Here is an 18,727-nt window from a genome sequence, read left to right on the forward strand (position 1 = left end):
ATGAGCGCCCTTCGCCCCTCGCTTCGCGCTGGCCTGCTGGTCGGCGCCTTGTCGTTTCTGGTGGCCTGGCTGGCGTGGCTGGCGTACGGCAGCTGGCAGTTCCGGCAAAGCCTGAACCCGGCGAGCCAGCAGGCGCCCGCCGTGGTGCCGGCGGCCCCCCGGTCCCAGCCCGACCCGCAAGCCATCGCCCGGCTGTTCGGCGTCCAGTTGCAAGAGCACCCAAGCGACCTGCCCCGGGTGCCGCTGAGTCTGCTGGCCAGCCTGGTGGCCGCTCACCCGGAGCAGTCCCGGGCCCTGATCGAATCGCCGGAAGGCAGCCGCTTCTATGGCATCGGCGAGCCCCTGCCGGGCGGGGGCAGCCTGCGCCAGATCGGCACCGGCCAAGTGCGGGTGCAACGCTTTGGCGAGGAACTGATCCTGAGCCTGCCCCAGCACGCGACGCCGTTGCTGACCCCGCAGGCAGAGGACGCCGCCGCGGCCCAACCCCATCCACAGCCAGGCAGCGGGAGCCTGCTGCAACCGTCTGTGCAATCCCCTGGAGCATCATGAATCGAGCCTTTATCGCCGGGTCCCTGCTGACCCTGGGCACCCTGATCAATCCCGTGTACGCCACGGAAAAAACCGCCGCGGCCCAGCAATGGACCCTGAACATGAAGGACGCCGAGCTGCGCGACCTGGTCAACGAAGTGGGCCAGATCACCGGCAAGACGATGATTCTGGACCCGCGCCTGAACGGCAAGGTCACGGTGCAATCGAGCACCGCCATGGATCAGCAGGGCATCTACTCGCTGTTTCTCACCGCCCTGCGCAGCCAGGGTTTTGTCGCCATGGACCAGGGCGATCGGGTGCTGATCCTGCCGGTGGCCGAAGCCAAGACCAAGGCCCACGCCGAGCCCAGCGGCGCCAGTGAAGAGTTCGTGACCCAGGTCATCGAATTGAACAACGCCAACGCCAGTGAGGTGGCCAGCGCGGTGCGCCCGCTGGTGGCCGCGGACGCCTACATGGCGCCCTCCACCACCTCCAACGCCCTGGTGATTTCCGACAGCGCCAACAACGTCGAGCGGGTGCGCCTGGTGATCAACGAGCTGGATAACGCCGGTGGCCGGCAGTTCAGCATCGTGCAGCTCAAGCACGCCTGGGCCACCGAAGTGGCCAAGACCCTGACCGACAGCCTGGCCGACAGCAACAGTGCCATGACCAGCGCCAAGGCCATTGGCGACTCGCGCAGCAACCGCCTGATCCTGGTGGGGCCGGCGCCGGTCCGCCAGCAAATGCAGCGTCTGGCGCAGAGCCTGGATGTGCCGACCAATGTCGGCGACACCGCGCGGGTGCGCCGGCTCAACCACAGCGATGCGAAGAAGCTCGAAGAACTGCTCAGCGGCATTGGCAAGCGCATGGAGTCCGGCAACCGTGGCGGCGACAGCCAGAAACCCGACAGCCCGGTGCTGGTCAGCGCCGACACCAGCCAGAACGCCCTGGTGCTGATGGCCTCGCCGGCCCAGCTGGCGACCTTCGAAAGCATCATCAACGAGCTGGACCGGCCCCGGGCCCAGGTGCTGGTGGAAGCGGCGATCGTCGAAGTCAGCGGCGACATCAACCAGGCCCTCGGCGTGCAATGGGCCGGCAACCGCGGCAAGCTGTCCGCCGCCGCCAACTTCAATAGCGCCGGCCTGTCCATCGGCACCCTGCTCAACAGCCTGCAGGACGAAAAGCGCCCGAACCTGCCCGATGGCGCGATCATCGGCATCGGCGGCAGCAACTTCGGCGCGCTGATCACCGCCCTGTCCAGCGACTCCAACAACAACCTGCTGTCCACCCCGAGCCTGCTGACCCTGGACAACGAGGCGGCGGAAATCCTCGTCGGCCAGAACGTGCCGTTCCAGACCGGCTCCTACACCACCGACACCGCCGGCGCCAGCAACCCCTTCACCACGGTGGAGCGCAAGGATGTGGGGATCACCCTCAAGGTCACGCCGCATATCAATGAGGGCAACTTCCTGCGCCTGAATGTCGAACAGGAAAGCTCCGAGCTGGCCGCCGCGCCGCCGGGCATCAACACCAGCGACGTGATCACCAACAAGCGCTCGGTCAAGAGCACCATCCTGGCCAACGACGGGCAGATCATCGTCCTCGGCGGGCTGATCAAGGACAACGTCAAGGTCCAGGTCAGCAAGGTGCCGCTGCTGGGGGACATTCCCTGGGTCGGCCGTCTGTTCAGCAGCAGCAAGGAAGTCAACGAGAAGACCAACCTGATGGTGTTCCTGCGTCCGACCCTGCTGCGCAACGCCGCCAGCACCGAGCAGATGAGCCAGCACAAGTACAACAACATGCGCTCGCTGCGCAGCCCGGATGGCAAGACCGGCGGCCAGTTGCCTGCCGACGCCCACCGCCTGTTCGACGCCCAGCGCGATGGCGATGCAGGCCTGATCGACATGCGCGCCCCCGGCGCCCAGCGCCAGCCATGATCGCCACCCACGAAGACGCGCGTCTGGCCTTTGCCTACGCGCGCCGCCACGGCGTGGTGCTGGACCATCAGGCAGACGGCGCGGTGCTGTATTGCCGCGCCAGTACGCCGTTGTCGGTGGTGGCCGAAGTGCGCCGCTTCAACGGCGCGTTGCTGCGCAGCCAGGTGCTGGACGACGAGGCCTTCGCCCAGCGCCTGGCCGCCCACTACCGCGACGGGCAGAACGGCGCCAAACAGGTGGCCGACGGCCTGGGCGAGCAGTTCGACGAAGAGTTCGATCTCAACAGCCTGGCCGAGCAACTGCCCAAGACCACCGACCTGCTGGAACAGGAGGATGACGCGCCGATCATCCGCCTGATCAACGCGATCCTCAGCGAGGCGGTCAAGAGCAAGGCCTCCGACGTGCACCTGGAAGCCTTCGAAGAACACCTGTCGGTGCGCCTGCGGGTCGACGGCCTGCTGCGTGAAGTGCTGCGCCCACGGCGCGAGCTGGCGACCCTGCTGGTGTCGCGGATCAAGGTCATGGCCAAGCTGGACATCGCCGAGAAGCGCATTCCCCAGGACGGGCGGATTGCCTTGCGCATCGCCGGTCATGAGGTGGATGTACGGGTTTCGACCCTGCCCTCCAGTCACGGTGAACGGGTGGTGATGCGCCTCCTGGACAAGCAGGCCGGGCGTCTGAATCTCAGCCACCTGGGAATGAACGACAGCGTGCGCCAGCGTCTGGAGCTCGCCCTGCACAAGCCCCACGGCATTCTCCTGGTCACCGGCCCCACCGGTTCCGGCAAGACCACCACGCTGTACGCCGGGCTGGCCAGCCTCAACAGCCTGGAACGCAACATCCTGACCATCGAGGACCCGGTGGAATACCACCTGACCGGGATCGGCCAGACCCAGGTCAACGCCAAGGTCGACATGACCTTCGCCCGGGGCTTGCGGGCCATCCTGCGCCAGGACCCGGACGTGGTGATGGTGGGCGAGATCCGCGACCGCGAAACCGCGGAAATTGCCGTGCAGGCCTCCCTCACCGGGCACCTGGTGCTCTCGACCCTGCACACCAACAGCGCCATCGGCGCGGTGACCCGCCTGGTGGACATGGGCATCGAGCCCTTCCTGCTCTGCACCTCGCTGCTGGGGGTGTTGTCCCAGCGCCTGGTGCGCCTGCTGTGCCCGGAGTGCAAGGAGCCCCACAGCGCCGATGCCGCCGCCTGCGAACGCCTGGGCCTGAGCGCCGACGCCGCGCCGCAGCTGTACCGGCCCAAAGGCTGCAGCGCCTGCCAGCACTCGGGGTATCGCGGACGTCGCGGCATCTATGAGCTGGTGCTGTTCGACGACACCTTGCGCCAGCTGATCCACACCGGCGCCGGCGAGCACCAATTGCTGGAGCATGCGCGCAAGCACAGCGCCAGCCTGTTCGACGACGGCCAGGCCATGGTGCTGCAAGGGCAGACCAGCCTGGAAGAACTGCTGCGCGTGACCCAGAGGGACTGACCATGGCCGCCTACGAATACCTGGCCATGTGCGCCGCCGGCAAGAAATCCACCGGGGTGGTGGAGGCCGACAGCCCGCGCCATGCCCGGCAACTGCTGCGCGAGCGCCAGTTGGTGATCCTCAAGCTCAGCGCCGCGCAGCACAAGCGCGTGCGCGGCAAGGGCCTGCTGCCGCGGGGCGGCGGCTTGAGCAGCGCCGAACTGGCCTTGCTCACCCGCCAGCTGTCGACCCTGGTCCAGGCCGCCCTGCCCCTGGAGGAAGTGCTGGCCGCGGTCGCCGCGCAGTGCGAGAAGCAACGGATCAAAAGCATGCTGCTGGCCATCCGCTCGCGGGTGCTGGAAGGCTACAGCCTGGCGGTGGCCCTGGCCGCCTACCCGCGGGCCTTTCCCGATCTGTACCGGGCCACGGTGGCTGCCGGCGAACGCTCCGGACACCTGGACCAGGTGCTGCTGAACCTGGCCGACTACACCGAGGCCCAGCAAGCGGCCCGTCAGCAGATCCAGCTGGCCATGCTCTACCCGAGCATCCTGATGCTGGCGGCGGTGAGCATCGTCGGCTTCCTCCTGGGCTTCGTGGTGCCCGACGTGGTCAAGGTGTTCATCGACAGTGGCCAGGAACTGCCACTGCTGACCCGGGGCCTGATCGCCAGCAGCGCCTTCCTCCAGGACTATGGCCTGCTCCTGCTGCTGTTGGTGGCGGCCCTAGTGCTGGCCGCTCGCGCCGCCGTCCGCAACCCGGCCACCCGCGAGCGCTGGCATGCCCTGGTGCTGCGCCTGCCGCTGCTGGGCCGGCTGATCCGGGCCAGCAACTGCACGCGCTTTGTCAGCACCCTGGCGATTCTCGGGCGCAGCGGCGTGCCGCTGCTGGACGCCCTGGCCATCGCCAGCGAGGTGGTGGCCAATCAGAAAATTCGTACCGGTCTGAAAGACATCGTCCGGGGGGTGCGCGAAGGTATCAGCCTGACCCGGGCCCTGGAACTCAATGGCAGTTTCCCGCCGATGATGCTCTACATGATCGCCAGCGGTGAACGCTCCGGCGAGCTGGACAGCATGCTCGAACGCGCCGCCAAGCAGCAGGAAGAACAACTGGCCAACCGCATCGCCTTGCTGGTGGGCCTGTTCGAGCCGGCCATGCTGGTGTTCATGGGGGCCTCGGTACTGATCATCGTGCTGGCGATCCTGATGCCGATCCTCAGCCTGAACCAATTGATTACCTGAATCCGGAACCCCCTACGTGCAGACTCAGAACCAGCAACGCGGCTTTACCCTGATTGAAATCATGGTGGTGGTGGTCATTCTCGGGGTCCTCGCGGCCCTGGTGGTGCCGCAGATCATGAGCCGTCCCGATCAGGCCAAGGGCGCCGCCGCCCAGAGCGACATCAAGGCCATCGCCATGGCCCTGGACATCTACAAGCTCGACAACCACCAGTACCCCAGCAGCCAGCAAGGGCTCGACGCCCTGGTCAGCAAGCCCAGCGGCAACCCGCCGGCACGCAACTGGAACCCCGACGGCTATCTCAAGCGCCTGCCCATCGATCCCTGGGGCAACGCCTATCAGTACCGCGTGCCGGGCGCCCGCGGCACGGGCTATGACCTGTTCTCCTTCGGCGCCGACGGCAAGCTCGGCGGCGACGGCCTGAACGCCGAGATCGGCAACTGGGACCGCTGAGCGGTGCAACGCTCCCACAGCAAGGGCTTCACCCTGATCGAAGTGTTGGTGGTGGTGCTGATCATCGCCCTGTCCGCGGGCATGATCGGCCTGATCAACCCCGACTCCGCCAGCCGTCAGGCGCGCCGTGAAGGCGATCGCCTGCTGGCGCTGCTGCAACTGCTGCGCCAGCAGGCGGTATTGAGCAACAGCGACTACGGCCTGCGCATCGAACCCGACGCCTACAGCGTGATGCGCCTGGATGACCAGGGGCAATGGCTGGCCGACCGCGACTGGCGTGCCCAGAGCCTGCCCGGCAGCCTGCGCCTGCGCCTTGAGATTGCCGAAGCCGGCCCGGCCCTGGGCCAGGCGGTTAGTCTCAGCGCCCTGCCCCAGCTGCTGGTGCTGTCCAGCGATGAAACCAGCGCCTTCACCCTGTGGATCGAGCACCGCAACAGCGCGCTGCTGACCCTGTCCAGCGACGGCATACAGGAGCCCCGACTTGAAACCGCGAACTGAGCGGGGTTTTACCCTGCTGGAAGTGATGGTGGCGCTGGCGATTTTCGCCACGGTGTCGATTGCGCTGTTCAGTGCGATCCAGCATGTGGCCATCAACAGCGGCAATCTGGCCGAACGCACCCAGGCCACCTGGATTGCCGACAACTACCTCAATGAACTGCGCAGCGGCATGCAGCCGCGCAGCAGCGGCCGCCAGCAACGGCAGGTCGAGTTTGGCGGGCGCCGCTGGTGGCTGTTCAGCGAGATCGAAGCGGCGCCGGACTCGCGGCTGCTCAAGGTCAGCCTGCGGGTGTCGGCCGAGCAGGACCCGCAACGGGCCCGGCAGTACAGCCGCGCGCAGCTGCTGGGTTACATCGAGGCCAACCCATGAACCAGCGCGGCTTCACCTTGCTGGAAGTGGTGGTGGCCATCGCCATCTTCAGCCTGCTGGGCCTGGCGACCTATCAGTTGCTGGACCGGGTGATGCGCAGCGACCAGCGCATCCAGACCCAGGAACTGCAATTGCGCCAACTGCAACGGGCCCTGAGCCTGCTGGAACGCGACCTGGTGCAGGTGCAACGTCACGCCCTCAAGGACGACCACAGCCATAGCCAGGCGCTGATCAGCCAGCCCCAGGGGCTACGCCTGCTGTGCGGCGGCTGGCGCAACCCCCTGGACTATCCCCGCAGCCACCTGTTGCAGGTCAGCCACCGTTTCAGCGACGGCCAGTGGCTGCGCGAAGCCCAGGGCCTGGAACAAGGCAGCCTCAGTCAGGTGCAACCCTTGCTCAGTGGGGTCGAGCTGATCCATTTGCGCTTCATCGACGCCCTGGGCCAGCCCCATGACAGCTGGCCCATCGGCAGCGAGGCCCTGAGCCTGCCGGCCGCCGTGGACATTGAGCTCAGCGCGCCGGGCTTTCCCCAGATCCGCCGGGTCATGCTGCTGCCCGGCGGCGCTGAAGTGGACGAGGAACCGCCCCGTGAATAGGCCTCGCGCCCAACGCGGCGTCGCCCTGCTCAGCGTATTGCTGATCACCGCACTGGTGACCCTGGTGGTCAGCAACATGCTTGCCCGCCAGCGGCTCAGCCTGGCCAGCAGCAGCCACCTGGTGCAGCACCAGCAGCTCTGGCAACTGGCCCTGAGCGGCGAGAGCTGGGCCCGCAGCCAGTTGCTGGAAGATGCCCGCAGCGAAGGCGGCCTGCTGGTGACCCATCTGGGCCAGCACTGGGCCCGGCCGGCCCCGGCGTTCCCGATCGAAGGCGGCCGGCTGCAGATCCGGATCAGCGATCTGGGCGCCCGGCTCAACCTCAACAGCACGCTGGTGCCGGATGATGTGATCCCCCGGGCCCGCTACCAGCGGCTGCTGGCCCTGGCCGAGATCAAGCCCCACGACCCGGCGGCGCTGCTGCGCCCCCGGGATCGCCTGGGCCGCCCTTTGCCCCTGAGCGATATCAGCGAACTGCGGCCACTGCCAGAGGTGGGCGCCGACACCCTGCAACGCCTGGCGCCGCTGGTGGCGGCCTACGATCAGGGGCACATCAACCTCAACACCGCCGACGCCCTGGTGCTGGCCAGCATCGAAGGCATCGATCTGCCGACCGCCCGGACCCTGGCCCAGACACGCCCGGCCAAGGGCTACCCGACGGTCGCCGCGTTTCTCGCCAATCCCATGCTGCAGGGCCGGGACATCACCGCGCGCGGGCTGAGCGTCAACAGCCGCCAGTTCCGCGCCACCATCGACGTTGAGCTGCATGGCCGACGCCTGCGTCTGGTCAGCGACCTGCGGGTCATGAGTGCCGACCAGGTCCGCGTGCAGCAGCGCACCTTGCTGCCCTTGCCGCTCAACGACCATTCGCTTACCGAGTAACCATTGATGAGCCACTGGCTTTACCTTTCACCCCATACCCCGGGCGACCGCCCCTGGCATTGCCACTGGTGGTCTGCCGACAGCGCCCCCCGGGAAGGCGATCTGCAGCAGGCCGCCAAACACCTGCGCGGGCAGGCCTTCGCCCTGCTGCTGCCGATGGAGATGGCCAGCTTTCATCAGGTCAGCGTCCCGGCCCGCAGCGGTCGCTGGTTGCGCCAGGCCCTGCACAGCGCCCTGGAAGAACACCTGATCGACGACGTCGAGCATCTGCACCTGGCCCATGGCCCGTTGCGCGAGGGACGTCACTGCTCGGTGCTGGTCATCGACCGCGAGCGCCTGCAGCGTTGCCTCAAGCGCCTGGCCGAGCATGGGCTGCAACCGTCACGCATGCACATCGACGCCGACTGCCTGCCCCAGGACCGGCCACGCGCCCTGGCCTGGGACGGCCGCTGGCTGCTGGGCGGCAGCGCTGCGCTGCGCCTGACGCTCAACCCGCAGGAGCTCGGCGAACTGGGCCGGCTGCTGCCGGACGGGCTGCTGTGGCAGGGCGCCGAGGCCCCCACCCTCGACGGTGTCGAACCGCCGCACTGGCAAGCCGAAGCGCAGCCCTGGCAAGTGCTCGGCCAGGGCAGCCTGCAGGCGATCGACCTGTGCCAGGGCCAGTTCCAGCGCCGTACCCGGCAGAGCGCCCCCTGGCGCGTGGTCCTGCTGGTGCTGGCGATGGCCGGCGGCGCGCAACTGCTGCAGAACGTCGGACACCGACTGTACCTGGAGCAGCGCAGCGACCAGTTGCACGCGGCCAGCCGCAGCCTCTGGCAAGAACGTTTCGCCGATGAACCGGCCAGCGCCGATCTGGCGCATCAGGTGCGGCTCAAGCAACGTCAGCACGTGCAGGAAGCCCCCGGCGTGGCCCTGCGCCTGTCGCAACTGGCACAACACTGGAGCGCCAGCGGCGGTGCCCTGTCTCAGATCCAGCGCCTGGATTACCAGGCCGAGGAAGGCTGGAGCCTGCAAGTCAGCGCCCCGGCCTTTGCCGATCTGCAACTGCTGCGCGAGGGCCTGATCAACCAGGGCCTGAACGTCAGCACCGACTCATCCGTGCGTGACGCGCAAGGCGTCTCCGCGCGTTTTCAAATCAAGGAGTAAGCGATGAAGCTCCCCATCGCCTCGATCCCGGCTCGAAACGCCCTGACGAACCCACTCCGGCAACGCTGGCAGCGTCTGGCAAAACGCGAACAACGGGCGTTGCAGGCCCTGACCGTCTTCGCCGGCCTGACCAGCCTCTACCTGCTCTGGCAACCGCAACAACAGGCTCTGGCCCAGGCCGAGCAACGCTATACCGAGGAAACGCAATTGCTTCACGATCTACAACAGCTACCCGCCAGCCCCTCCTCCCTTCGAGGCCCAGCCATTTCCGGCGATGCCCTGCCCGGCATGCTGGCCCGCTCCAGCAGCCAGGCCGGACTCAACCTCGAACGCATGGACCAGGAGGATCAGGGCCGGGTCAACCTCAGCCTGGAAGGCCCGCTCAACGGCCTGATCAGCTGGATCGACCAGCTGGAACAGCAGCACGTCTCGGTCCTGTCGTTCTCCATCGAAGTCGACAAGGACGCCATGGCCAGCGCGCGCTTGCAGCTGCACAGCCCTTGAAACCTCGTCACTCCTGAAACCCGGACAACAAAAAGCCCGCCGAAGCGGGCTTTTTTAGCGGCTCAACCAGCAGGATCAGTCATCGCGACCCATGATGCCGAACAGCTGCAGCAGGCTGACGAACAGGTTGTAGATCGATACATACAGGCTGATGGTGGCCATGATGTAGTTGCGTTCGCCGCCGTGGATGATGGCGCTGGTCTGGAACAGGATGCACACCGAGGAGAACAGCACGAAACCGGCGCTGATCGCCAACTGCAGGCCACTGATCTGGAAGAACAGGCTGGCCAGCACGGCACCCATCAGGACAAAGAAACCGGCGGTGATGAAACCACCGAGGAAGCTCATGTCCTTGCGGGTGATCAGCACATAGGCCGACAGACCGCCAAACACCAGGGCAGTCATGGCGAAGGCCGAGCTGACCACTTCAGCACCGCCCTGCATGCCCAGGTAACGATTGAGGATCGGGCCGAGCAAAAAGCCCATGAAACCGGTCAGGGCGAAAGCCGACACCAGGCCCCAGGCCGAGTCACGGAGTTTGTTGGTGAGGAAGAACAGACCGTAGAAGCCGATCAGCACCACGAAGATGTTCGGGTAACCGACCCGCATCTGCTGCGCCACATAAGCCATGACACCGCTGAACGCGAGGGTCAGGGCCAGCAAGCCGTAAGTGTTGCGCAGGACGCGGCTAACCTCTAGCTGCTCGGCCTGCACGCCGTTGTTAACTGCGTAATCCTGTTCGCGCATGGCGACACTCCTGTTGGGGGAAACATTTAGTGGCAAGGATGATAACAGAGGCTCTGTAACTCGCGACGCAGAGAGTTTGACAGTGTGTTTCATTCGGGTATTATGGCGCCCGCAATGCGATCTGGAGGTGTGGCCGAGTGGTTTAAGGCAGCGGTCTTGAAAACCGCCGACTGTAACAGGTCCTAGAGTTCGAATCTCTACGCCTCCGCCAAATCTCAACGAGAAAGCCCTGATTTTTCAGGGCTTTTTTGTGTCTGGCGTCCAGGTTTGGTGCCATTCCACTCAAAGCGTTCCATCACTATTGTGGACGTGTTCCCTAACCAGCCCTCCTCCGGCGTCCTGCCGAACAAAAAAACACACCACATCGCTACTCGACGCGGTACCACCACGCTGGCGCATAGAGGGTCCCGTCAACCTCCTCAACGCCATTGATGTTCAAGCCAAACTGCGCCATGCCAAATCTCTTCACCACTGAGCGCGCTGATGAACAGAAGCCCACAGGCGGCGCTATGCTTACGCTCCTAGCGTGAGGGCACAGCAATGTGCGGAAGACTTTCTCAGTATCGCGGTATCCACGACTTCGTCGCTGCCCTGAGCATGCCAGGGGCACTGGTCAACAGCGTTGGCGACCAGCCCCTGGGGCGCTACAACGCAGCGCCGACAATGCAGCTTGCCCTCTTCCATGTTGCCGGCGAAGCGTTGCATGCCGACGCCGTGCGCTGGGGCTGGCGGCCGCACTGGGCGGATGATCGCGCAGCCCCGGTCAATGCCCGGGTCGAAAAAGTGGCCCACGGTCCGTTCTTCCGCCAGATCTGGCCGCACCGAGCCCTATGCCCGATCGACAACTGGTTCGAGTGGGTGGATGAAGGCGGCGCGAAGAAGCGGCCCTACCTGATCCGGCACCGCGACGGCTCCCCCATCCTCTGTGCCTCGATCGGACAACTTCCGGATCCAGAGCGAGGCCGCGCAGAGCACGACGGCTTTGTGATCATCACTGCCGACGCCCAAGGTGGTATGGTCGATATTCACGACCGCCGGCCGGTGGTCCTGGCGCCGGACCTGGCCCGGGAATGGCTCGATCCAGCCACGCCGAAGGAGCGCGCCGAACAGATGGCCTTGCACCAGGGTGAGCCCGCCGACGCCTTCGAATGGTTCAGAGTCAGCACCGCCATCGGCAACGTCAGGAACCACGGGGCGGAACTGATAGAGCCTACGACCAAACCCGCCGGGGGCGATGTGGTGAACAACGGCTGATGATTGACAGGCCTCCCTATCGAGCCCGGCCCGGCACCGGGATTCTTCTATCTATACAGCGACCCACCTTGGTATCGTTGCGCCGCTATTCGGCAGGCAGCAAGGAAGCGGTGAGGAATGCATAAATGGAAAACTCTAGTGTTCGTCATCCTGGCATTGACCGGTGCTCAAGCCGCGGCGGAAAACAAGGGCTCCTATCAAAACTCGATGATGATGATAACACTGGCTCCAACCTTGCTTCTTTCAGGAACAACCGGACTATCTGAGCTGGCGGTGAAGCAATTCCAGCCTGCCAAGGCTGATGCACTGGCATTCGTAGGCTCAAATGGCGAGATTCGCGGCGCTCAATTCGAGCAAGCCGTTCGCTACTACCACTCGGCCTATGGCCAGCCGTACATGACCGACGAACAACTGGCCCTGGCAATCGCTACTACGCTCTGAAGTCTGTTCTCCTGGCATCACGTGCAGCGGCAAAGGACTTCATCAAAGTCATGCCTGAAATAAAATCAGCCTCCCCACAGCACTTTCCTCAAGTTCCAGCGAACGGTTAGCGAAGCCGCGTTAGCGTAATTCAGCAGGCGCCTTCATGAGTTCTGTCAGTGGCCGAACAGGATTGGCCTGCACGCGTTCAAAAAGAGGCGGGGTTTTACCTTCCATTCGATAGATGCACGCCTTGATCAGCCGCCCCTGTCTGTTGTCCTTCGGTAGCTCAACAAAATGCCCGAATTTGCAGTTTTCTTCGTTGACGACATAGGCAGGATCCTCCGCCCAGAGCGAGAGAACCATCATTAGCAGAAACATTGATTGCAGTCCTTGGCGACACTTTGGGCCGGCTTTCTAACAGGCGTCGGATTCAACGGCAACCCTGCTCCCATCTTTGCGCATACAGGGCTCCTGTCGACCTGCCCAACGGACAGGATGCTGGACTTGGAATCGGCAGCCCTTATCATGCGGCGCTCTACCCGGCCCTCAGGGAAATAGACGCTGATGAACAAGGCCCGTGCCTGGTTACGCCGACCCGTTCCAACCTTGCCCGCTTGGTGTTCCGATAACGGCTTTCCAGCAACCCATCAGAGAAGTCCATATGACCCCCAATCCGACAATCGATAACGGATTACGCGTCGCGTTGGTGACAGGATCCACTTCCGGCATCGGTGCAGCCATTGCACGTGCACTCAGCCAGGCAGGCTATGCGGTGGTGCTCCATTCGCGAAGTTCTGCGGATACGGGACGCGCTATGGCCACTGAAATGAAACAGGCTGTTTATGTACAAGCCGATCTTGCTGTCGAAGCTGACAGGGTCAGGCTTGTTAACGAGGCGATCGCCGCGTGGGGGCAGCTCGATGTATTGGTCAATAACGCTGGTATTAGCAGAGTCATTCCCCACGGCGACCTTGCCTCGGCCAACTCGATGGTGTGGCACGAACTGAACGAGGTGAATGTCGTGGCACCGTTCCACCTCGTCACATTGGCCGAGTCGGCATTGCGCGATGCCGCCCGTCAGCGGCGAGCGGGTTGTGTCGTGAACATCAGTTCACATGCCGGTATCCGTCCTAAAGGCGCATCGATTCCCTATGCGGTCAGCAAAGCCGCGCTGAATCACATGACCCGCTTGCTCGCGTTATCGCTGGGGCCAGACATTCGCGTAAACGCTGTGGCGCCAGGCTTGGTCGACACGCCCATGACCGCAGAGTGGACCGATGCCCAAGAGTTGTGGCGAACTCGCGCCCCGATGCGCAGGGCCGCCAGCCCAGATGACATCGCCCACGCCGTGATCATGCTGGTCGAGTCGGATTACTTGACCGGCGAGATACTCCTCTCGGACGGCGGGTTGAATCTGACCTAGTTCCCAAGCCTTGCCGGCGTCGCCAATGAACAGCACCTCACCTTGCCGGCGACCATGCTCGACCGCATCGACACTTCACGGATGGTCTTGGCAAGGTCAACCACCTCGCCCAGATCACCATTGGCTCAAGGTCAACCACCGGCGGGCAACGCCAGGCATCAGGGCGGAAACTGATCGAGCCGCCCGAATAAAGCCCTTCGTCGGGTTCATTCCGGTGGACGCCGGTCGTGTTTTTCCAATCCTCCACGGCCATCATCGGCTGCAATGCGCATCAGCGACGGGGCACAGAGGTCGCTCAGGCCGTTGCTGACTCGTCTGCTGGCTAGTGGCAAGACGCGGCGCCCCTGAAAAGCCCCGCGGCCCCTCTCCACTCCTGCCGACGCGTGCTCCCTCATGAAACTCAAGCGCCCGCTCCTGATTGCCGCCATCGCTGCCTTGTCGCTACCAGCCGCTGTGCTGGCCGTTGTGAAACCGCTGCGCGTTGTCGCGCCCGGGCTGGTGGCGCCAGTGACGTGCCCACTTGCGAATATCTGCATAGACAGCGTCAGCCGTCTGGCCGAGGCCCAACAACTCTATGCCGCGGGATACGCAACGGCCGCCACTACCGTCGGACCGTTTCGCCGTGTGCCTCGGGTGGTGTTTTGCGCAACCGACTCTTGCGCTGAATCCTTTGGACTTGGCCTGCGCGCGGCAGCCGCCGTTGGCGATGCTGGCTTGATCGTCGCCCCTCGCGGCTGGAAAGCGTTTTATCTGGCCCACGAACTGATCCATTACCGGCAGGCGGAAGCGCTCGGCAACCTGGCCGTCGCCACCCAGCCCAAATGGCTGATCGAGGGTATGGCCTATTCACTCAGCGGCGACCCCCGTCATCCCCTGGGCCCGGCTTTTGAACAATGGCGATCCCGCTTCGAAGCCTGGCAGGCCGGCCTGGGTGCGCAAGACCTCTGGAAGGCCGCCCGCAGCGTGCATTGAACAACCAAGAGACGCCGCGCACAGGCTGTTCGACAAGTGGCGTCCTCTTTTCCTTCAAGGCTCAAGTTGCACTTAATTGAACTGACGACACCTCAGCCAGGTTGCCGTCCACTGCCTTGCCGACAGCAAGAAAATGTCTGGACGCCAATGCGCTTCACCCTCATTGGCCGGCCGTTCCAGTCAGGTCGCATGAAACAACGCCTCCCCTATCAGGTCCCCCATAACACCCTCACCCCAATCAACCACGCGGCCATGAATTCAAGGATCATGTACCTCCTCCCCCAATGCCTCGAACGGATAAACGCCCGGAAAAGTGGCGGGATGGGCGCGCTTGGTTCATTTGTCCAGATCCGCCAGGTTATGCATCCGTTCGCCTAACGCTCCTCGCAACCACGCCGAATGAAACTCCATTTCTTCCAGAGAAGTACCCTCGGCCAATCGGTATAGCGACTGCTTGCCCCTTGGCCCCTGACACAAAACGCTGAAATGGCCATCGCGGTCATAACTGGCGAACACGTAAGGGTAGATGCCAATGATGTCGCTATATGGCACCCGTACTTCGGTGGGCTTACGGCCGCGCCGGCTGACGGTAAGGGTCAGCAGTTGCTGGTTTTCGTCGAACATGAAGGCCAGCACTCTGGGCACAGAGAAAATCCACGCGAAGACCAGTCCCATGAGCACGGTAAAGCCCAGCAGGAACTGGATGAGAAGCGCCGTTGTGAAACTCGACCCATCGCTGCGCGGTTCACCTAGCATCGCTTCGGCCCCCAGAAGGAGCAATATCGTCAGCACCAAGACCGGCAAAGACCAAAGCACCAAGAAGCAGAACCCCATGATGGCCGCTGCAGCGCTGCCCATGATCGGCAAGTCCGGATCTTGCTGCCAAATAGGTGGGTGAGAAGCAAAATCGTCGTTGCCCGGCGCAGCTGGAGGCGCTGTGACAAGGCGAGATGGGCATTGGCGATTCATTGAGGAAGCTCCAGGAGTGCGGCCTTGCTGATAGCAAAATAGTATCTAGACTTCAAGGCGCTTCACCTGCATTGACTGGCAGTTCTAGTTAGGTTGTATGGAACAACATAACGACTGTAAGCATTGGATAGCAGTCAATAGCCAGATCAACTAAACCTCAATCTAAAAGGAATATAGAGATGGGTATTACCGTTACCAACAAATCATCGAAAAAGATTGAAGTCTCGATCAACAAATGGGGCAGTGACGGCGACACCACCTTCTTTGGAATCGACAGCGGCAAGCAGGAAAGCTGGGACAGATCGGACGACCGTGGCTTTGTGCTGTCCCTGAAAAGGAACGGCACCCAGGCGCCTTACTATGTCCAGGCCACGAGCAAGATCGAAGTTGATAGCAGCACCGTGAAAGACCACGGTGAGACTATTCACCCGGTCGCCTAAGGCACTAACAGCAGCCAAGGCTGCCGTCGGCGGCCTTGGCTCAACGTTGATAAGTTGCAACTCCCCTGAATAGCCCTTTACTTGTCCGAGCCCACTTTCGGCCCTCAGTTCGACAGGTCGTGCTAATCATCAATCGCTAAGTGAACCTCGACGCGAAACAACCTGGCGCGACCATCCGGTGCCTGCCTTGCTGCGAAGCAAAAAAAACCGGCGAATGTTCGCCGGTTTTCATCCCTCGCCGCTGCAGAGGCCTTGAGCGCCCCTGCCCCACCTTAGTATCAATGCGGCGCGTTCAGGGTCAGGCGCATCTGGCGGTTCACATCCTTGTACAGCAGGTAGCGGAAACGACCCGGGCCGCCGGAGTAGCAGGCCTGCGGGCAGAAGGCGCGCAGCCACATGAAGTCGCCGGCCTCGACTTCCACCCAGTCTTGGTTCAGGCGATACACCGCCTTGCCTTCCAGGACATACAGGCCGTGCTCCATGACATGAGTCTCGGCGAACGGAATCACGCCGCCCGGCTCGAAGTTGACGATGTTGACGTGCATGTCATGGCGCATGTCGCTCATGTCGACAAACCGCGTGGTGCTCCAGCGACCTTCGGTGTCCGGCATCACCCGCGGCTCGATGTCCTGCTCGTTGGTGACGAACGCGTCCGGGTACGGCACGCCGTCGACTTTCTGGTAGTGCTTGCGGATCCAGTGGAAACGCGCCTCGGTGCCGCTGGTGTTGCGCAGCTTCCAGTCGGCCGCCGGCGGGATGAAGGCATAACCGCCGGGCTTGAGGACGTGCTCCTGGCCCTGCAGGGTCAGGTTGACTTCGCCTTCGACGACGAACAGCACCGCTTCGGCGTTGGGGTCCTGCTCGGGCTTGTCGCTGCCGCCATTGGCGCCCACTTCGACGATGTACTGGGAAAAGGTTTCGGCAAAACCCGACAGCGGACGGGCAATCACCCACATGCGCATGTTGTCCCAGTGCGGCAGGTGGCTGGTGACGATGTCACGCATCACGCCCTTGGGGATCACGGCATAGGCTTCGGTGAACATGGCACGGTCGGTGAGCATTTCGGTCTGCGCCGGGTGCCCGCCGTGGGGTGCGTAATAAGTGGTTTTGGACATCGAGACTCTCCTCATTGTTGTTTTGCTGCCCCGTGCAGCAGCGCCGCCAGGGTCAACAAAGCTGCGGGTCGACGCGCCACGAAGGGCGGCGCGGACCTCTGCTGTGCACCACGATATCCAGCGCCGCTTTCATGCACAAATTAAATACCGGAATCCGGCATATTCATTTATCAAATACCAAACAGACTCAGCCCCGGGTGTCCTGGGCCAGCACCCGAGACAATACCCGGGCCAGCTCCTTGACCATGGGATCCGCCGCCGGACGGTGCAGCAACGCCACCTCGAACACATCCACCGACGGCAACCCGCTGCTGCGGGCCAGGACCTGATGCCCCGCCGTCACCGCGCGCATCGGCAGCAGGCCGATGCCCATGCCATCGGCAATCGCCGACTGCAGGCCACTGAGGCTGGAACTGGTGAAACTGATGTGCCAGCGCCGGCCGATGGACTCCAGGGCATTGATCATTTCATCGCGGTACACCCCACGCGGCGGGAAGGTGACGATGGGCAGCGGGTCGAGGTCGATGCAGGGGTTTTTCGCGCTGTCCACCCAGCGGGTCTTCTCCGGCCAGCAGCCCAGGGCCTCGCGGCTGTTGCGCAGTTGCTTGAGCACCACCAGGTCCAGTTCGCCGCGGTCATAACTGGCGCTCAGGTCGCGACTCATGCCGCTGGTGACTTCCAGCTTGACCTGGGGATAGCGGCGATTGAAGGCGGCCAACTGCTCGGTGGTGCGCCCCGCGGCAAAGTCATCCGGCACGCCGATCCGCACCGTCAGCGCCACCGTGGCGCCGGACAGCGCCTCAAGCATCTCGTCGTTCAGCGCCAGCAAGCGCCGGGCATACCCCAGCAGTGTGGCGCCGGCATCGGTGGGCAGGACATCGCGATTGCCACGCTCCAGCAGGCGGTGCCCGGCCATCTCCTCCAGGCGACGGATCTTCTGGCTGACGGTGGACTGAGTCGAATGCAAACGACTGGCCGCCGTGGTGAAACTGCCGCAATCGGCCACCGTGACAATGGCCCGCAGCAAGTCGAGGTCGAACAGGCGGCTATTGGGTTTCTCGATGTTGCTCATGCAGGTATCTGTTTTCTGAATGCGAGGGCTCTTTCTACCGGTTCTTGTCCCGCGAGACAAATCCATGCAGCGGCCGTGGATATGCCATCATGCGCCACCACCGCTTACCCATCCGAGAAGGACATCAGGATGCAGTTCATCCCCCTGGTCGATGCCGACCCCGCCACCCAGGCCCACGTACGCACGCTGCGCAACCAGAAAGAGGTGCGCCAGTACATGTACACCGCCCACGAAATCAGCGAGCAGGAACACCAGCGCTGGCTGGAGTCACTGCGGGGCAATCCGGCCCAGGCGGTGTTTGTGGTCATGGGGCACGGCCGAGCCCTGGGCATCGTGTCACTCAATGCCATCAATGCCCGCCAGAAAACCGCCGACTGGGCGTTCTACCTGGACGCCGAACAGCAAGGCAAAGGCCTGGGCAGCCAGATCGAATTCTGGATGCTGGACTACGCCTTCAACGAAGCCGGCCTGGAAAAGCTCAACTGCGAGGTGCTGGCCAGTAACCCGGCCGTCATCAACATGCACCTGAAATTCGGCTTCCAACAGGAGGGGCTGCGGCGCCAGAACATCCTCAAGGATGGCCAGCGCATCGACGTGGTCCTGCTGGGCATCACCAAGGCGGAGTGGCAGAGCAAACGTCCGACGCTCGAGCCCCTGATCGCCCGCCTGGGCCGCTAAGCCAGCAAGGGGCCCGG

General features: G+C 63.7%; 22 protein-coding genes and 1 tRNA gene. 18 read left to right on the forward strand and 5 right to left on the reverse strand.

What is annotated here, in order from left to right; translation table 11 throughout:
* From PST29_RS18875 to gspM, 11 genes are read left to right on the forward strand one after another with little or no spacing between them, the layout of a single operon-like run.
* Nucleotides 1-549 (forward strand): type II secretion system protein N, encoded by a 549-nt coding sequence (locus tag PST29_RS18875; protein WP_060844043.1) that lies wholly within the window; start codon nucleotides 1-3, stop codon nucleotides 547-549.
* The gene (gspD, locus tag PST29_RS18880) at nucleotides 546-2,465 is read left to right on the forward strand and encodes a type II secretion system secretin GspD (RefSeq protein ID WP_060844044.1); all 1,920 of its coding nucleotides are present in this window, start codon (nucleotides 546-548) and stop codon (nucleotides 2,463-2,465) included. The genes PST29_RS18875 and gspD overlap by 4 nt, the downstream gene beginning before the upstream one ends.
* Complete coding sequence (gene gspE / locus PST29_RS18885; protein ID WP_060840041.1) at nucleotides 2,462-3,955, forward strand: type II secretion system ATPase GspE; 1,494 nt, start codon at nucleotides 2,462-2,464, stop codon at nucleotides 3,953-3,955. The genes gspD and gspE overlap by 4 nt, the downstream gene beginning before the upstream one ends.
* A gap of 2 nt (nucleotides 3,956-3,957) precedes the next feature.
* Nucleotides 3,958-5,172: a type II secretion system inner membrane protein GspF gene (gene gspF / locus PST29_RS18890; protein ID WP_060844045.1), complete on the forward strand. Its 1,215-nt coding sequence runs from the start codon at nucleotides 3,958-3,960 to the stop codon at nucleotides 5,170-5,172.
* Nucleotides 5,173-5,188: 16 nt separating this feature from the next.
* Nucleotides 5,189-5,623, forward strand: a complete 435-nt coding sequence (gene gspG, locus PST29_RS18895) for a type II secretion system major pseudopilin GspG (protein ID WP_060844046.1) — start codon at nucleotides 5,189-5,191, stop codon at nucleotides 5,621-5,623.
* Nucleotides 5,624-5,626: 3 nt separating this feature from the next.
* A complete protein-coding gene (gspH, locus tag PST29_RS18900) occupies nucleotides 5,627-6,121 on the forward strand; it encodes a type II secretion system minor pseudopilin GspH (protein WP_060844047.1) in 495 nt (164 codons plus the stop codon).
* Nucleotides 6,105-6,491, forward strand: coding sequence for a type II secretion system minor pseudopilin GspI (gene gspI / locus PST29_RS18905; protein ID WP_232513173.1), 387 nt, complete (start codon nucleotides 6,105-6,107; stop codon nucleotides 6,489-6,491). Before gspH ends, gspI begins: the two co-directional genes overlap by 17 nt.
* Nucleotides 6,488-7,087, forward strand: coding sequence for a type II secretion system minor pseudopilin GspJ (gene gspJ / locus PST29_RS18910; RefSeq protein ID WP_060844048.1), 600 nt, complete (start codon nucleotides 6,488-6,490; stop codon nucleotides 7,085-7,087). Before gspI ends, gspJ begins: the two co-directional genes overlap by 4 nt.
* Nucleotides 7,080-7,967 (forward strand): type II secretion system minor pseudopilin GspK, encoded by an 888-nt coding sequence (gene gspK / locus PST29_RS18915; RefSeq protein WP_060844049.1) that lies wholly within the window; start codon nucleotides 7,080-7,082, stop codon nucleotides 7,965-7,967. Before gspJ ends, gspK begins: the two co-directional genes overlap by 8 nt.
* 6 nt (nucleotides 7,968-7,973) lie before the next feature.
* Complete coding sequence (gene gspL / locus PST29_RS18920; RefSeq protein WP_060844050.1) at nucleotides 7,974-9,113, forward strand: type II secretion system protein GspL; 1,140 nt, start codon at nucleotides 7,974-7,976, stop codon at nucleotides 9,111-9,113.
* Between the two features lie 3 nt (nucleotides 9,114-9,116).
* Nucleotides 9,117-9,617, forward strand: coding sequence for a type II secretion system protein GspM (gspM, locus tag PST29_RS18925; RefSeq protein ID WP_060844051.1), 501 nt, complete (start codon nucleotides 9,117-9,119; stop codon nucleotides 9,615-9,617).
* 75 nt (nucleotides 9,618-9,692) lie between these two features.
* Here gspM and PST29_RS18930 read toward each other — a convergent pair whose 3' ends face one another.
* Entirely contained in the window at nucleotides 9,693-10,364 is a 672-nt protein-coding gene (locus PST29_RS18930) for a Bax inhibitor-1/YccA family protein (RefSeq protein WP_011062013.1), read from the reverse strand.
* Between the two features lie 123 nt (nucleotides 10,365-10,487).
* Between PST29_RS18930 and PST29_RS18935 the strand changes: the two genes are divergently transcribed.
* From PST29_RS18935 to PST29_RS18945, 3 genes are all read left to right on the forward strand, one after another.
* Nucleotides 10,488-10,575: transfer RNA gene (locus PST29_RS18935), tRNA-Ser, on the forward strand.
* A 329-nt stretch (nucleotides 10,576-10,904) separates the two neighbouring features.
* Nucleotides 10,905-11,618 carry an SOS response-associated peptidase family protein gene (locus PST29_RS18940; RefSeq protein WP_060844052.1) on the forward strand — a complete coding sequence of 238 codons (714 nt, stop codon included), beginning with the start codon at nucleotides 10,905-10,907 and terminating at the stop codon, nucleotides 11,616-11,618.
* A gap of 117 nt (nucleotides 11,619-11,735) precedes the next feature.
* The gene (locus PST29_RS18945) at nucleotides 11,736-12,059 is read left to right on the forward strand and encodes a DUF2388 domain-containing protein (protein WP_047305084.1); all 324 of its coding nucleotides are present in this window, start codon (nucleotides 11,736-11,738) and stop codon (nucleotides 12,057-12,059) included.
* Between the two features lie 120 nt (nucleotides 12,060-12,179).
* Here the strand turns inward: PST29_RS18945 and PST29_RS18950 are convergent, their stop codons facing one another.
* Nucleotides 12,180-12,419, reverse strand: coding sequence for a hypothetical protein (locus PST29_RS18950; RefSeq protein ID WP_060844053.1), 240 nt, complete (start codon nucleotides 12,417-12,419; stop codon nucleotides 12,180-12,182).
* Nucleotides 12,420-12,702: 283 nt separating this feature from the next.
* On the opposite strand from PST29_RS18950, the gene PST29_RS18955 reads away from it, so the two are divergent.
* Nucleotides 12,703-13,464, forward strand: a complete 762-nt coding sequence (locus PST29_RS18955; protein WP_082729276.1) for an SDR family NAD(P)-dependent oxidoreductase — start codon at nucleotides 12,703-12,705, stop codon at nucleotides 13,462-13,464.
* 393 nt (nucleotides 13,465-13,857) lie between these two features.
* Entirely contained in the window at nucleotides 13,858-14,436 is a 579-nt protein-coding gene (locus tag PST29_RS18960; protein WP_060844055.1) for a hypothetical protein, read from the forward strand.
* 336 nt (nucleotides 14,437-14,772) lie between these two features.
* Here the strand turns inward: PST29_RS18960 and PST29_RS18965 are convergent, their stop codons facing one another.
* On the reverse strand, nucleotides 14,773-15,405 hold the full coding sequence (locus PST29_RS18965) for a hypothetical protein (RefSeq protein WP_060844056.1): 633 nt from the start codon (nucleotides 15,403-15,405) through the stop codon (nucleotides 14,773-14,775).
* Between the two features lie 179 nt (nucleotides 15,406-15,584).
* On the opposite strand from PST29_RS18965, the gene PST29_RS18970 reads away from it, so the two are divergent.
* Nucleotides 15,585-15,845, forward strand: coding sequence for a hypothetical protein (locus PST29_RS18970; protein ID WP_060844057.1), 261 nt, complete (start codon nucleotides 15,585-15,587; stop codon nucleotides 15,843-15,845).
* Between the two features lie 278 nt (nucleotides 15,846-16,123).
* Here the strand turns inward: PST29_RS18970 and PST29_RS18975 are convergent, their stop codons facing one another.
* Nucleotides 16,124-16,960 (reverse strand): bifunctional allantoicase/(S)-ureidoglycine aminohydrolase, encoded by an 837-nt coding sequence (locus PST29_RS18975; RefSeq protein WP_047305085.1) that lies wholly within the window; start codon nucleotides 16,958-16,960, stop codon nucleotides 16,124-16,126.
* A 187-nt stretch (nucleotides 16,961-17,147) separates the two neighbouring features.
* Nucleotides 17,148-18,032 (reverse strand): LysR family transcriptional regulator, encoded by an 885-nt coding sequence (locus PST29_RS18980; RefSeq protein WP_060840054.1) that lies wholly within the window; start codon nucleotides 18,030-18,032, stop codon nucleotides 17,148-17,150.
* A 129-nt stretch (nucleotides 18,033-18,161) separates the two neighbouring features.
* On the opposite strand from PST29_RS18980, the gene pseH reads away from it, so the two are divergent.
* Entirely contained in the window at nucleotides 18,162-18,710 is a 549-nt protein-coding gene (gene pseH, locus PST29_RS18985) for a UDP-4-amino-4,6-dideoxy-N-acetyl-beta-L-altrosamine N-acetyltransferase (RefSeq protein WP_060840055.1), read from the forward strand.
* Nucleotides 18,711-18,727 lie beyond the last annotated feature (17 nt).

Source organism: Pseudomonas sp. St29 (genome assembly GCF_001547915.1).
Classification (GTDB): domain Bacteria; phylum Pseudomonadota; class Gammaproteobacteria; order Pseudomonadales; family Pseudomonadaceae; genus Aquipseudomonas.

What these genes read in the sequence shown, in the direction of transcription:
- PST29_RS18980 (WP_060840054.1), bottom strand. Translation starts at nt 18,032, where the DNA reads ATGAGCAACATCGAGAAACCCAATAGCCGCCTGTTCGACCTCGACTTG.
- PST29_RS18960 (WP_060844055.1), top strand. Translation starts at nt 13,858, where the DNA reads ATGAAACTCAAGCGCCCGCTCCTGATTGCCGCCATCGCTGCCTTGTCG.
- PST29_RS18940 (WP_060844052.1), top strand. Translation starts at nt 10,905, where the DNA reads ATGTGCGGAAGACTTTCTCAGTATCGCGGTATCCACGACTTCGTCGCT.
- PST29_RS18945 (WP_047305084.1), top strand. Translation starts at nt 11,736, where the DNA reads ATGCATAAATGGAAAACTCTAGTGTTCGTCATCCTGGCATTGACCGGT.
- gspD (WP_060844044.1), top strand. Translation starts at nt 546, where the DNA reads ATGAATCGAGCCTTTATCGCCGGGTCCCTGCTGACCCTGGGCACCCTG.
- PST29_RS18875 (WP_060844043.1), top strand. Translation starts at nt 1, where the DNA reads ATGAGCGCCCTTCGCCCCTCGCTTCGCGCTGGCCTGCTGGTCGGCGCC.
- gspE (WP_060840041.1), top strand. Translation starts at nt 2,462, where the DNA reads ATGATCGCCACCCACGAAGACGCGCGTCTGGCCTTTGCCTACGCGCGC.
- gspF (WP_060844045.1), top strand. Translation starts at nt 3,958, where the DNA reads ATGGCCGCCTACGAATACCTGGCCATGTGCGCCGCCGGCAAGAAATCC.
- gspL (WP_060844050.1), top strand. Translation starts at nt 7,974, where the DNA reads ATGAGCCACTGGCTTTACCTTTCACCCCATACCCCGGGCGACCGCCCC.
- PST29_RS18950 (WP_060844053.1), bottom strand. Translation starts at nt 12,419, where the DNA reads ATGTTTCTGCTAATGATGGTTCTCTCGCTCTGGGCGGAGGATCCTGCC.
- gspM (WP_060844051.1), top strand. Translation starts at nt 9,117, where the DNA reads ATGAAGCTCCCCATCGCCTCGATCCCGGCTCGAAACGCCCTGACGAAC.
- PST29_RS18970 (WP_060844057.1), top strand. Translation starts at nt 15,585, where the DNA reads ATGGGTATTACCGTTACCAACAAATCATCGAAAAAGATTGAAGTCTCG.
- PST29_RS18975 (WP_047305085.1), bottom strand. Translation starts at nt 16,960, where the DNA reads ATGTCCAAAACCACTTATTACGCACCCCACGGCGGGCACCCGGCGCAG.
- PST29_RS18965 (WP_060844056.1), bottom strand. Translation starts at nt 15,405, where the DNA reads ATGAATCGCCAATGCCCATCTCGCCTTGTCACAGCGCCTCCAGCTGCG.
- gspJ (WP_060844048.1), top strand. Translation starts at nt 6,488, where the DNA reads ATGAACCAGCGCGGCTTCACCTTGCTGGAAGTGGTGGTGGCCATCGCC.
- PST29_RS18930 (WP_011062013.1), bottom strand. Translation starts at nt 10,364, where the DNA reads ATGCGCGAACAGGATTACGCAGTTAACAACGGCGTGCAGGCCGAGCAG.
- PST29_RS18955 (WP_082729276.1), top strand. Translation starts at nt 12,703, where the DNA reads ATGACCCCCAATCCGACAATCGATAACGGATTACGCGTCGCGTTGGTG.
- pseH (WP_060840055.1), top strand. Translation starts at nt 18,162, where the DNA reads ATGCAGTTCATCCCCCTGGTCGATGCCGACCCCGCCACCCAGGCCCAC.